Annotated in this window: 17 protein-coding genes; all 17 read right to left on the reverse strand. The window is 66.2% G+C overall.

What is annotated here, in order from left to right; all coding sequences use genetic code 11:
• Positions 1–2: 2 nt before the first annotated feature.
• Positions 3–359 (reverse strand): histidine triad nucleotide-binding protein, encoded by a 357-nt coding sequence (locus AB4Z27_RS19130; protein ID WP_441593415.1) that lies wholly within the window; start codon positions 357–359, stop codon positions 3–5.
• A 36-nt stretch (positions 360–395) separates the two neighbouring features.
• Entirely contained in the window at positions 396–788 is a 393-nt protein-coding gene (locus AB4Z27_RS19135) for a DUF4870 family protein (protein ID WP_092299268.1), read from the reverse strand.
• Positions 789–860: 72 nt separating this feature from the next.
• Positions 861–1247 carry a phosphoribosyl-ATP diphosphatase gene (locus AB4Z27_RS19140; protein ID WP_092299271.1) on the reverse strand — a complete coding sequence of 129 codons (387 nt, stop codon included), beginning with the start codon at positions 1245–1247 and terminating at the stop codon, positions 861–863.
• Between the two features lie 2 nt (positions 1248–1249).
• Positions 1250–1651 carry a phosphoribosyl-AMP cyclohydrolase gene (gene hisI, locus AB4Z27_RS19145; protein ID WP_441645028.1) on the reverse strand — a complete coding sequence of 134 codons (402 nt, stop codon included), beginning with the start codon at positions 1649–1651 and terminating at the stop codon, positions 1250–1252.
• 2 nt (positions 1652–1653) lie between these two features.
• Positions 1654–2424, reverse strand: coding sequence for an imidazole glycerol phosphate synthase subunit HisF (gene hisF, locus AB4Z27_RS19150; protein WP_092299276.1), 771 nt, complete (start codon positions 2422–2424; stop codon positions 1654–1656).
• Positions 2425–2492: 68 nt separating this feature from the next.
• Positions 2493–3236 (reverse strand): 1-(5-phosphoribosyl)-5-[(5-phosphoribosylamino)methylideneamino]imidazole-4-carboxamide isomerase, encoded by a 744-nt coding sequence (gene hisA / locus AB4Z27_RS19155; protein WP_092299279.1) that lies wholly within the window; start codon positions 3234–3236, stop codon positions 2493–2495.
• 184 nt (positions 3237–3420) lie between these two features.
• Positions 3421–4074, reverse strand: a complete 654-nt coding sequence (gene hisH, locus AB4Z27_RS19160) for an imidazole glycerol phosphate synthase subunit HisH (RefSeq protein WP_177219986.1) — start codon at positions 4072–4074, stop codon at positions 3421–3423.
• Positions 4071–4694, reverse strand: coding sequence for a YchE family NAAT transporter (locus tag AB4Z27_RS19165; RefSeq protein ID WP_092299282.1), 624 nt, complete (start codon positions 4692–4694; stop codon positions 4071–4073). Before AB4Z27_RS19165 ends, hisH begins: the two co-directional genes overlap by 4 nt.
• A gap of 97 nt (positions 4695–4791) precedes the next feature.
• Positions 4792–5379, reverse strand: a complete 588-nt coding sequence (gene hisB, locus AB4Z27_RS19170) for an imidazoleglycerol-phosphate dehydratase HisB (RefSeq protein ID WP_092299285.1) — start codon at positions 5377–5379, stop codon at positions 4792–4794.
• A gap of 7 nt (positions 5380–5386) precedes the next feature.
• On the reverse strand, positions 5387–6487 hold the full coding sequence (gene hisC, locus AB4Z27_RS19175; RefSeq protein ID WP_092299288.1) for a histidinol-phosphate transaminase: 1101 nt from the start codon (positions 6485–6487) through the stop codon (positions 5387–5389).
• Positions 6488–6526: 39 nt separating this feature from the next.
• Positions 6527–7864 (reverse strand): histidinol dehydrogenase, encoded by a 1338-nt coding sequence (gene hisD, locus AB4Z27_RS19180; protein WP_092299291.1) that lies wholly within the window; start codon positions 7862–7864, stop codon positions 6527–6529.
• A 38-nt stretch (positions 7865–7902) separates the two neighbouring features.
• The gene (gene hisG / locus AB4Z27_RS19185) at positions 7903–8577 is read right to left on the reverse strand and encodes an ATP phosphoribosyltransferase (protein ID WP_092299294.1); all 675 of its coding nucleotides are present in this window, start codon (positions 8575–8577) and stop codon (positions 7903–7905) included.
• A 42-nt stretch (positions 8578–8619) separates the two neighbouring features.
• The gene (gene murA, locus AB4Z27_RS19190) at positions 8620–9870 is read right to left on the reverse strand and encodes a UDP-N-acetylglucosamine 1-carboxyvinyltransferase (protein ID WP_441645029.1); all 1251 of its coding nucleotides are present in this window, start codon (positions 9868–9870) and stop codon (positions 8620–8622) included.
• A 57-nt stretch (positions 9871–9927) separates the two neighbouring features.
• Positions 9928–10179 (reverse strand): BolA family protein, encoded by a 252-nt coding sequence (locus tag AB4Z27_RS19195; RefSeq protein WP_092299300.1) that lies wholly within the window; start codon positions 10177–10179, stop codon positions 9928–9930.
• A gap of 44 nt (positions 10180–10223) precedes the next feature.
• Positions 10224–10994: an ABC transporter permease gene (locus AB4Z27_RS19200; protein WP_369823521.1), complete on the reverse strand. Its 771-nt coding sequence runs from the start codon at positions 10992–10994 to the stop codon at positions 10224–10226.
• 74 nt (positions 10995–11068) lie between these two features.
• The gene (locus AB4Z27_RS19205; protein WP_092299306.1) at positions 11069–12019 is read right to left on the reverse strand and encodes an ABC transporter ATP-binding protein; all 951 of its coding nucleotides are present in this window, start codon (positions 12017–12019) and stop codon (positions 11069–11071) included.
• A gap of 269 nt (positions 12020–12288) precedes the next feature.
• Entirely contained in the window at positions 12289–12591 is a 303-nt protein-coding gene (locus AB4Z27_RS19210) for an STAS domain-containing protein (RefSeq protein WP_092299309.1), read from the reverse strand.
• Positions 12592–12696: the final 105 nt, after the last annotated feature.

Below are 12696 nucleotides of genomic sequence, written 5' to 3' on the forward strand. Positions count from 1 at the left end.
GCTCAGGGCGCCGGTGCCTTCCACTGTTCGCGCGGGCCGGCGAGCACGTGGACATGAAGGTGGTAGACCTCCTGCCCGCCGTCCGGACCGGTGTTGATCACCGTCCGGAAGCCGTTATCGCAGCCGGCYTGGCGCGCCAGTTCAGGCACCTTGAGCATTATTCTAGCAAGCACATCCCCATCGCCGGGTCCGCAATCCGCCAGCGAATCGACGTGAGTCTTCGGAATTAGCAGGAAGTGTACCGGCGCTTTGGGATGGATGTCGTGAAACGCGAGCAGTTCGTTGTCTTCGTACAGCTTGTTCGACGGGATCTGCCCGGCCACGATCTTGCAGAAAATGCAATTGTCCTGAGATTTCATGACGTTTTTGTTGCGTGATGTCGGATCGTCGCGTTCTCAGAACTGCTGGTCCGGATACATGGGCTTGCGATCGTTCAGATACAGCCAACCCTTGACGATACGATACAGCATCCATAGTGACAACACGCACCACATCACCCAGGCTACCGGCGCCAGCAAAATCGTGAAGAACAGGACCCAGCTCAGCGCGAACCAGAGGATCGACCACCAGAACGTGCGGATCTGCCAGGCGAAGTGCGAGGCATACAGCGTGCCGCGCGTATCGTCGCGCTTCACGTAGTTCACCACGATCGCGATCAGCGCCGTGATCCCGCCCGTCAGCCAAAAAATGGCGTAGAGCGCATACAGGATATGCGTGAGCTTGCGCAGGCTGCTCAGCCTGTCGTCCTCAGCCGTGGTCGTGACTTGCGTGGTGGTGTCAGTCGCCATCGTGCCCTCCAGCGTCCGTTGCGTGCATTGCGCGCGGCGCGGGACGATTCCCGCGCCCACATGCGCATTATGCTACGCCTTGCGGCTCGCCTTCTCGGCCAGGCCGGAAAGTCCCTCGCGCCGCGCCAGTTCGCCCACCACGTCCGCCGGGCTCAGCCCGAAGCGGGACAGCAGCACCATGGTGTGGAACCACAGGTCGGCCACCTCGTAGACCACCTTGCCGGTGGCCTCGGCGCTCAGGCCGGCGGCGCGCGCGTCCTTGGCGGCCATCACGGTCTCGGTCGCTTCCTCGCCAATCTTCTTCAGGATGGCGTCGTCGCCCTTCTGGAACAGCTTGGCCACGTAGGATTTGTCCGGATCGCCGCCGTTCTCGGGCTTGCGGGACTCGAGCGTGGCGGCCACGCGCGCCAGCACGTCGGCCAGATCTGCCGGGACGGCGGGGTTCGGGGTGTCGCTCATGGTTATTTGGCGTAGATGGTGGAGGGGTCCTTGAGCACCGGCTCCACGGTCTGCCAGTCGCCCGACTCCACATCGCCCTCGAATTTCTGGAAGAAGCACGAGTGACGGCCSGTGTGGCAGGCGATGCTGTCCACCTGCGTCACCTTCAGGAGCACCACGTCCTCGTCGCAATCCAGACGCATCTCATGGACCTTCTGCACGTGGCCCGATTCCTCGCCCTTGTGCCAGAGCCGCTTGCGCGAGCGCGACCAGAACACGGCCTCGCCCAGCTCCACGGTGCGCTGGAGCGCCTCGCGGTTCATGAACGCGAACATCAGCACATCGTTCGAGCCGACTTCCTGGACGATCACCGRCACCAGGCCGTTGTCGTCCCACTTCACCTTGTTCAGCCACTTCTTCGCCATGATCACATCCGGACGGGAATGCCCTCGCGGGCCATGAATGCCTTGGCCTCACCTACCGTGTGCTGGCCATAGTGGAAGATGCTGGCCGCCAGCACGGCGTCGGCGTGGCCCAGGCGGATGCCGTCGGCCAGGTCCTGCAGGCCGCCCACGCCGCCCGAGGCGATCACGGGCACCGGCACCGCGTCGCTGACCGCGCGGGTCAGTTCGAGGTCGAAACCGCTCTTGGTGCCGTCGCGATCCATGCTGGTCAGCAGGATCTCGCCGGCACCGCGCGTGGCCATTTCCTTCGCCCATGCCACGGCGTCCAGGCCGGTGGCCTTGCGGCCGCCGTGCGTGAAGACTTCCCAGCGCGGCGGCTCGCCCGGCGCGGAACTGCGCTTGGCGTCGATGGCCACCACGATGCACTGCGAGCCGTACTTGCCCGTGGCATCGGATACCAGTTGCGGATTGGCGATGGCCGAGGAATTCACGCTGATCTTGTCCGCCCCGGCATTGAGCAGCCGGCGCACGTCTTCCACGGCGCGCACGCCGCCACCCACGGTCAGCGGAATGAACACCTGCGAAGCCACAGCCTCGATGATGTGGAGGATCAGGTCGCGGCCGTCGCTGGTCGCGGTGATGTCGAGAAAAGTGATTTCATCGGCACCTTGCTCGTCGTATCGGCGCGCGATCTCGACCGGGTCGCCCGCGTCGCGGAGTTCGACGAAGTTGACCCCCTTGACCACCCGCCCGTTGGTCACGTCCAGGCAGGGGATGATACGTTTGGCTAACATGGGTTTCCTTGCCGCCCGCCCCTTGCCGGGTGGCGGCGTGTTGCCCGGCGCACCCGCGCCGGGGCGGCTTACTCTTCGCCCAGCTTGTCCGCGCGCGCCTGCGCCTCGGTGAAGTTGAGGTCGCCCGAGTAGATGGCACGGCCGCAGATCACGCCTTCCACGCCTTCGCGCTCCACCGCGCACAGTTGCTCGATGTCGGTCAGGTTGGACAGCCCGCCGCTGGCGATCACCGGGATCGACATCGACTGGGCCAGCTTCACCGTGGCGTCGATATTGATGCCCTGCAGCATGCCGTCGCGGCCGATATCGGTGTAGATGATGGCTTCGACGCCGTAATCCTCGTACTTGCGTGCCAGATCCGCCACTTCGTGGCCGGTCAGCTTGCTCCAGCCGTCGGTGGCGACCTTGCCGTCCTTGGCATCGAGGCCGACGATGATGTGGCCGCCGAAGGCCGAGCAGGCGTCCTTCAGGAAGCCGGGGTTCTTGACCGCCGCGGTGCCGATGATGACGTACGACAGCCCGTCATCGAGCCAGCGCTCGATGGTGTTGAGGTCGCGGATGCCGCCGCCCAACTGGACGGGGATCTCGTCGCCCACCTCGGCGATGATGGCCTTGATGGCGGCCTCGTTGCGGGGCTTGCCGACAAATGCGCCGTTGAGGTCGACCAGATGCAGGCGACGCGCGCCCTGGTTGACCCAGTGACGTGCCATGGCGGCGGGATCTTCGGAAAAGACGGTGGCCTGGTCCATGTCGCCTTGTTTGAGGCGTACACACTGACCGTCCTTCAGGTCGATGGCCGGAATGAGCAACATAAGCGTGACGAGCGTGGTGGTTGTGTAAAAGGAAAAAGGCAGCGATGCCGGCGCGAGCGCCGGTGGGCTCAGGTCATGTCAGTTTGGCAGTTGGATGCGCAGTCTGGTCGGTGGCTCTGAACGATCGCTGGTCAGTATCGGGGCGCTTCGGTTCTCGGGTGCTTCTCACGCGCTTCTCGGCGCGTTACGGATTCCAGTGCACGAAATTCCGGTAAAGCTGCAAACCCATCGCGGCGCTCTTCTCCGGGTGGAACTGCGTGGCGAAAATATTATCGCGTGCCACCGCGCTGGTAAACACGCCGCCGTAGTCGGTTTCGCCCGCGATGTGCGACGCATCCTGCGCGCGCACATAGTAACTGTGGACGAAATAGAACCAGCTATCGTCCGGAATGCCCTGCCAGAGCGGGTGCGCGCGCGACTGCCGCACGCGGTTCCAGCCCATTTGCGGCACCTTGAAGCGCGAGCCGTCGGGCTGCGTCAGCCCTTCCAGCTCGAAACGGACCACTTCGCCCGGCATCAGTGCCAGGCACGGCGTGGCCGCGTTGCCAGTGCGACTTTCGGTGCTACGGTCGAACAGCATCTGTTCGCCAACGCACACGCCGAGCATCGGCTTGCTCGCGGCCGCCTCCAGCACGGCCTCCTGCAACCCGGATGCGCCCAGCGCGCCCATGCAGTCGGGCATGGCGCCCTGCCCCGGCAGCACCACGCGGTCCGCCGCGCGGATGGCCTCGGGCCGATCCACCACCTGGACATCCGCTTCCGGTGCCGCGGCGCGCAACGCCTGCGCCACCGAGCGCAGGTTGCCCATGCCGTAATCCACAATTGCTATGGTAGTCATGATTTCAAAACAGGCAACAATGTCTTCAGCCCGTCCACAATGAACTCGACGGCCAGCGCCGACAGGATCAAACCCATCAGACGCGTGCCAATATTGATCCCGGTGCGCCCCATCACCCGTGCGATGGGGTCCGCCGCGCGGAACGTCAGGTACACCACGGCCCCCAGCAACACGCCAATCCCCACCAGCACCAGCGACTGCCACCAGTGCGCGGACTTGCCGGCATAGACAATCACCGTGCTGATGGACCCTGGCCCGGTCAGCAGCGGAATCGCCAGCGGCACCACCGCGATGCTGGCCTTGGCGTCAGCCTCGTCCTCTTCCTCGGGCGTGGCCTTGGTGCGGCTGGTCTGCGCGTTCAGCATGTTCATGGCCATCATGATCATGATCAGCCCGCCACCCACCTGCAACGACGCCACCGAGATATTGAAGAACTCGATGATCTGCTGCCCCAGCAGCGCCGAAACCGCCACCACGATCGCCACCGACATCGACGCCGTCTTGATGGTACGCAGCTTTTCCGCTTCCGTCTGCTGACTGGTCAGGCTGATGAAGAACGGGATCGCCCCGATCGGATTGATCAGCGCCAGCAGCGAGATAAAGGACTTGAGCGTATCCATCGGTTGCGGGGTCGGGTGAGCGTCAGCGGGCGCCGCAACCGGCCGGCACGCCTGCAGGTTCGGGTCGGGCCCGGCAGCGGGCCCCTCGCCTTATGCCTTAAAGCGTCCCTTTTGTCGATGGAATCGTGTTGCCCGCGCGCGGGTCAAGCTCCACCGCCATGCGCAGGGCCCGCCCGAAGGCTTTGAACACCGTTTCGCATTGATGGTGGGCATTGATGCCGCGCAGGTTGTCGATATGGAGCGTCACGCCGGCGTGATTGACGAAACCTCGGAAAAATTCGATGGTCAGGTCCACGTCGAAGCTGCCCACGCGGGCACGGGTGAACGGCACGTGGAATTCCAGGCCCGGGCGGCCCGAGAAGTCGATCACCACGCGCGACAGGCACTCATCCAGCGGCACATAGCTGTGGCCGTAGCGGGTGATGCCCTTCTTGTCGCCGATCGCCTTGGCCACGGCCTGGCCGAGCGTGATGCCGACGTCTTCCACCGTATGGTGGTCGTCGATATGCAGGTCGCCACGGGCCTCGACCTCGAGGTCGACCATGCCATGGCGGGCGATCTGGTCCAGCATGTGGTCGAGGAACGGCACGCCGGTGGCCAGCTTCTGGCGACCGGTGCCATCAAGATTCAGCGAAACGCGGATCTGCGTTTCCGAGGTATCGCGGGTGACCTCTGCTACACGCATGGTGGGGTTAATCCTGCAATGAAGCAGCAAATGCTTCAAGAAACTGCGCGTTTTCTTCGGGTGTGCTGACCGTCACGCGCAGACAGTTGGCCAGCAATGCGTGCATTTTACTCACGTTCTTGATCAATACCTTCCGCGCGAGCAGTCGGTCGAACGTCTGTGCYGCATCCGTCACGCGGATCAACAGGAAGTTGGCGGCGCTCGGGAACACCGTCACGCCCGGCTGGGCGGCCATGGCCTCGGCCAGCCGGCCGCGCTCGGCACGCAGCTGGGCCGCCTGCTCGTCGAGCACATCCACATGTTCGAGCGCGAACAGCGCGGTGGCCTCGGTCAGCACGTTGACGTTGTACGGCGGGCGCACCTTGTCCAGCTGCGCCAGCCACTCGGGCGCGCCGGCCACGTAGCCGAGGCGGATCCCGGCCAGGCCCAGCTTSGACACCGTGCGCATGACCAGCAGGTTGCCGAATTCGGTCAGGCGCGGCATCCAGCTTTCCTGGGCGAACGGCTGGTAGGCCTCGTCCACCACCACCAGGCTGTGGCAGACCTCGCCCTGGGCGGCACGGACGATGGCCTCCATGTCGGCCGCATCGAACAGGTTGCCGGTGGGGTTGTTCGGGTAGGCGAGATAGATGATGGCCGGCTTGTGCTCGGCCATGGCGGCCAGCATCGCGGCGCGGTCCAGCGTGAAATCGGCGCGCAGCGGCACGCCGACGAACGCCAGCCCGGCGAACTGCGCCGACATCGCATACATGACGAAACCGGGCACCGGGGCGAGCACCTTGGCGCCGGGGCGCGCGGCGGCCAGCGACAGCATGCTGATGATCTCGTCCGAACCGTTGCCCAGCAGCACGTCCATGCCGGCCGGCACGTCCATGACGTCGCGCAGCCGGGCGCGCAGCGCCTCGCTGCTCGGCACCGGGTAGCGGTTCAGCGCCACCTCGCCTAGCCGCGCGGCCAGCTGGTCGCGCAGCACGGGCGGCAGGCGGTACGGATTCTCCATGGCGTCCAGCTTCACCAGACCGTGCGAGTCCGCCACGTGGTAGGCGCCCATGGCGCGTACGTCGTCACGGATGATGCGTTCGATCAGGGAAGGGTCTACGGCCGACATGAAAAGTCCTTTTGGTTCAAAGCGTTGCGCGCGCTGACATCAGCCGCGCTTGAAACGGTATTCCGCACTGCGGGCGTGGGCCTGGAGGCCCTCGCCATAGGCGAGTTCGGCGGCGATCTGGCCCAGCATCTGGGCGCCGGCTTCGCTGACCTCGATCAGGCTCGAGCGCTTCTGGAAGTCGTACACGCCCAGCGGCGACGAGAAGCGCGCCGTGCGCGAGGTCGGCAGCACGTGGTTCGGGCCCGCGCAGTAGTCGCCCAGCGACTCGCTGGTATAGCGGCCCAGGAAGATGGCGCCGGCGTGGCGGATCTTCTCGCTCCACTGGCGCGGATTCTCGGCGGAGATCTCCAGGTGTTCCGGGGCGATGGCGTTGGCGATCTCGCACGCCTCTTCCATATCGCGCACCTTGATCAGCGCGCCCCGGCCCGTCAGCGAGGCATGGATCACCTCGCGGCGCGGCATGGTCGGCAGCTGGCGGCGGATGCTCGCCTCCACGCGGTTCAGGTAGTCGGCGTCCGGGCACAGCAGGATCGACTGCGCCAGCTCGTCGTGCTCGGCCTGCGAGAACAGGTCCATCGCCACCCAGTCCGGGTCGGTGGTGCCGTCGCAGATCACCAGGATCTCGGACGGCCCGGCGATCATGTCGATGCCGACCGTGCCGAACACGCGACGCTTGGCCGCCGCCACGTAGGCATTGCCCGGGCCGACGATCTTGTCCACCTGCGGCAGCGTAGCCGTGCCGTAGGCCAGCGCGCCCACGGCCTGGGCGCCGCCGATCGTGAACACGCGGTCCACGCCGGCGATCTGCGCGGCGGCCAGCACCAGTTCGTTGCGCACGCCGCCGGGCGTGGGCACGACCATGACCACTTCCTTCACGCCGGCCACGCGGGCCGGAATGGCGTTCATCAGCACCGACGACGGRTACGCGGCCTTGCCGCCCGGCACGTACAGGCCCACGCGGTCCAGCGGGGTCACCTTCTGGCCCAGCATCGTGCCGTCGGCCTCGGTGTATTCCCAGCTATGGCTGCCGCATTCGATCTTCTGCTTCTCGTGGTAGGCCCGCACGCGCGCGGCGGCGGCCTCCAGGGCGGCGCGGCGCTTCGGCTCCAGATCTTCCAGCGCCGCTTCCAGTTCGGAYTGCGACAGYTCCAGCGCGCCCATCGAGGCCGCCTCCAGGCGGTCGAAGCGGCGCGTGTATTCGAGCACGGCCTCGTCGCCGCGCTGGCGCACATCGGCCAGGATCTCGGCCGCGGCACGGTCGATGGCCTCGTCCTCGGACGCCTCGAACGCCAGCACCTGGCGCAGCGCGTGCGCGAAGCCCGGCTCCGCSGCGTCCAGCCGGCGTATCGACAGGTTATCCATTTCGCTTTCGGTCATGACTTCCTTCCTCACGGGTCCCCGGGTGCGGCAATGCCTCAGGCGAGTGCCGCCGAGGCCCGTTCAAATGCTTCGAGAATCGGCGTGAGCCGTTCCCGCTTGAGCTTGAGCGCGGCCTGGTTGACCACCAGCCGCGACGAAATCTGCACGATCTCTTCCACTTCGACGAGGTTGTTGGCGCGCAGCGTGCCGCCAGTGCTCACCAGGTCGACGATGGCATCGGACAGGCCCACCAGCGGGCCCAGCTCCATCGAGCCGTACAGCTTGATCAGGTCGACGTGCACGCCCTTCTTGGCGAAGTGCTCGCGCGCGGTCTGCACATACTTGGTGGCCACGGCCAGCCGCGCGCCCTGGCGCACCGCGTTGGCGTAGTCGAAGCCGGCCGGCACCGCCACCGACATGCGGCAGCGGGCGATATTCAGGTCAATCGGCGCGTACAGCCCGGTCATGCCGGTTTCCATCAGCACGTCCTTGCCCGCCACGCCGAAGTCCGCCGCGCCGTACTGCACGTAGGTCGGCACGTCCGAGGCGCGCACGATGATCACGCGCACCGCCGGGTCCGACGTCGGCAGGATCAGCTTGCGCGACGTCTCCGGGTCCTCGGTCACGTGGATGCCGGCGGCCGCCAGCAGCGGCAGCGTCTCGGAAAAGATGCGGCCCTTGGACAGCGCCAGCGTAAGCTGGTCGGGCGAGGCGTTGAAAGCTGGGCTCATCGTACGTTCTTCAATTCGTCGTGCAGTGTTTCAGGGGCCGTCTCAGGCAATGCGGCGGATCTTCGCGCCCACGGCCGACAGCTTGGCTTCCATGCGGTCGTAGCCGCGGTCCAGATGGTAGATGCGGTCGATGACGGTCTCGCCATCGGCCACCAGGCCACCAATCACCAGCCCGGCCGAGGCGCGCAGGTCGGTCGCCATCACGCTCGCGCCGGACAGGCGCGGCACGCCGGTCACCACGGCCGTGTTGCCTTCGGCGGTGATGTTGGCGCCCAGGCGATTCAGTTCCTGCACGTGCATGAAGCGGTTCTCGAAGATCGTCTCGGTGATCCGCGCGGTGCCTTCGGCCACGGCGTTGAGCGCCATGAACTGGGCCTGCATGTCGGTCGGGAAGGCCGGRTATTCCGAGGTGCGGAAGCTCACGGCCTGCGCGCGGCGCGGCATGGCCAGGCGGATCCAGTCGTCGCCGGTCTCGATCGYGGCGCCGGCTTCGCGCAGCTTGATCAGCACGGCGTCCAGGATGGTCGGCGGGATGTCGCGCAACGTCACGTCGCCCAGCGTGGCCGCGGCCGCGCAGAGGAAGGTGCCGGCCTCGATGCGGTCGGCCACCACGGCGTGGCGCGCGCCGTGCAAGCGGTCCACGCCCTGCACCACCAGGCGGTCGGTGCCGATGCCGTCGATCTTGGCCCCCATCTTCACCAGCAGGTTGGCCAGATCGGTCACCTCGGGCTCGCGCGCGGCATTTTCGAGGACGGTCTCGCCCTCGGCCAGCGTGGCGGCCATCAGCAGGTTCTCGGTGCCGGTCACGGTGATCATGTCCGTCACCACGCGCGCGCCCTTCAGGCGGCTGGCGCGGGCGTGGATGAAGCCGTGCTCGATGGTGATGTCGGCGCCCATCGCCTGCAGGCCCTTGATGTGCTGGTCCACCGGCCGTGCACCGATGCCGCAGCCGCCCGGCAGGGAGACGCGGGCCTCGCCGAAGCGCGCCACCAGCGGCCCCAGCACGAGGATCGACGCGCGCATGGTCTTCACCAGCTCGTACGGTGCCTCGGGCGCGTTGATGTCGGCGGCGGCCAGCGTGGCCGTGGCGCCGTCAATGTCGGCCCGGGTGCCCATCTGGCGCAGCAGCTTGAGCATCGTGCGCGTGTCCTGCAGGTTCGGCACGTTGTCGATGGTGATGGCATCGGCGGTCAGCAGGCTGGCGCACAGGATCGGCAGCGCCGCATTCTTGGCGCCGGAAACCCGGATCTCGCCTTTGAGCGGGCCGTTGCCCTCGATCTGGAATTTGTCCATGTTGTGTCGGTATTCGTTATGCAGCGTTAGGCGGCGTGATGCGTCCCTGGACGGACATCAGGCGGCGCCCGACCCGGACTTCCATTCGGCCGGGGTCAGCGTCTTCATCGACAGCGCATGGATCTCGGCGCGCATACGGTCGCCCAGCGCCGCGTAGACGCGCTGGTGCCGCTGGATCAGGCGCTTGCCGTCGAACTCGGCGCTGACGATGGTGGCAAAGAAGTGCTGGCCGTCGCCTTCCACTTCCAGATGGTCGCAGGGCAACCCTTGGGCAATGTATTCCCTGACTTGTTCCGGTGTAGGCAGCATGTCTGTCTCTTGTGAATTTGTGTCGATCGCGTGAGGGGGTAGCGTCAGTGGCGCAGCTTGTAGCCGGTGCTGAGCATCCGCAGCGCCAGCCCGGCCAGCACCGCGAACGACACGGCCACCACGGCCAGGCTCTGCAGCGGCGGCACGTCCGATACGCCGAAGAAGCCGTAGCGGAACCCGTCGATCATGTAGAAGAACGGGTTGGCGTGCGACACCGCCCGCCAGAACGGCGGCAGCGAGTGAATCGAATAGAACACGCCGGACAGGAATGTCGCCGGCATGATCAGGAAATTCTGAAACGTGGCCAGCTGGTCGAACTTTTCGGCCCAGATACCCGCCACCAGCCCCAGCGTGCCGAGAATGCCGGCCCCGGCCAGCGCGAAGACCAGGATCCAGCCGACGTTGTACACATGCAGGTTCGCGAACCACGCCGTCACCAGCAGCACGCCCAGACCCACGCTCAGGCCACGGATGACCGACGCCGCCACGTAGGCGCCGTACATCTCCCAGTGGGAAAGCGGCGGCAGCATGATGAATACAAGGTTTCCGGTGATCTTGGACTGGATCAGCGACGACGAACTGTTCGCAAACGCATTCTGGAGAATGCTCATCATCACCAGCCCCGGCACCAGGAAAGCGGTATAGCTGATCTGGTCGTACACCCGCACGCGGTCTTCCAGCACATGGCCGAAGATCAGCAGGTACAGCACGGCGGTCAGCACCGGCGCGGCCACGGTCTGGAACGCCACCTTCCAGAAACGCAGCACTTCCTTATAGAGCAGCGTGCGGAAGCCGACGAAGCCGCCCACGGCCATGGTGTCGAGCCGGGCCTTCTCGGTCAGGTCGGACGCCTCCGAGGCGCGATTGTCCAGATGCTCGATGGGTTGGTTCATGCCGCGGCCTCCAGCGACGCATCAGGCACCGCGCCCGGCATGTGACCTTCTCGGCGCATGATCTGGACGAACACGTCTTCGAGGTCGGCCTTGCTGATTTCCATGTCTTCCACTTCGCAGCCAGCCTCGCGCAGCGCGGCCAGGATCGGTTCGACGGCTTCATAGCCGGACAGCCGCAGCCGGTGGGCGCGCTCCCCGGGGTTGGACGGRGTGCGCAGCGCCTCCAGCGCCGGCGGCAGCGTSCCGCGCGACAGCGTGAGCACCAGTTGCAGCCCCGCGAACTGGGTCAGCAGGCTGCTGGTGCGGTCCAGCGCCACCACCTCGCCGAACTTCAACATGGCGATGCGGTCGCACAGCGCCTCGGCTTCCTCGAGGTAGTGCGTCGTCAGGATGATCGTGTGGCCTTCCTTGTTCAGGCGCGAGATGAACTTCCAGAGCGTCTGGCGCAGCTCCACGTCCACGCCGGCGGTCGGTTCATCGAGCACGATCACGGGCGGCCGGTGTACCAGCGCCTGCGCCACCAGCACGCGCCGCTTCATGCCGCCGGACAACTGGCGCATGTTGGCGTCCGCCTTGCTGGTGAGGTCCAGGTTGGCCATGATTTCGTCGATCCAGTCGTCGTTGCGCGTCAGGCCGAAATAGCCCGATTGCAGCCGCAACGTCTCCCGAACCGTGAAAAACGGATCGAAAACCAGTTCCTGGGGCACCACGCCGAGCATGCGGCGCGCCATGCGGTAGTCGTCCACCACATCGTGCCCGAGCACGCTCACGCGGCCCGAATCGGCGCGGTTCAGGCCCGCGAGGATCGAGATCAGCGTGGTCTTGCCGGCACCGTTGGGACCGAGCAGGCCGAAGAACTCGCCGCGCTCGACGGTGAAACTGACACCCTTGAGCGCCTGCAGGTTGCGGTAGCGCTTGCGGACATCGGTAATTTCGATGGCTTTCATGGCCGATGGTCTTGTGAGTGGCGCCTGGGCGGGCCGCCTCACTGGAGTTTGGGGGGACGTCCTTGAGGTTAGCCGCGCAGCACCTGGTGGAGCCGTATCAGGACACTTGGGGGCGACTTGGGGACGAACAACCCGGAATTATAGGGGATGCGGGGGGTGTCTCGCTTTGGCCCGACTGGCCCGCTACCGTTCCGACGCGGCGCCGGCCGCAGCCTGACGCCGGGGCATCGCATCGGCCGCGCCAATCACGCGCAGCCATGGATGCCGGTTCAATGTCGGTGGTGGTGGTGTTCCGGGTGGGAGATCGGCGCGGGCGGCAGGCCCAGCAGGCTGTCCACCCCGTAGAGCGTGGCCAGCGAGGCCAGCTGTGGCGGCACGCCATGCAGCGCCAGCGTCTGACCCTGTGCGGCGGCGGCGCGTTGCCACGCCAGCAGCACGGCCACGGCAGCCGAATCGACCTGCGCCAGTGCGCTGCAATCGATGGCCACGTCGCCCTGGGACATGCGCGACAGCCCCTCACGCAGCACGGCGGCGGCGTTGCGGTTGGTCAGCGAAGTGCCGAGCGCAGGCATCAGATCGATCGAAGAAGGGAAAACAGAGGTTTGGAGACCCGGCGCCCACGCATATTTCTACGAGAAACAGGTCGGCGCCGAGGGGCCATTGTAGACCGGAATGGC

It is taken from the genome of Cupriavidus sp. KB_39 (assembly GCF_052114485.1).
GTDB lineage: Bacteria > Pseudomonadota > Gammaproteobacteria > Burkholderiales > Burkholderiaceae > Cupriavidus.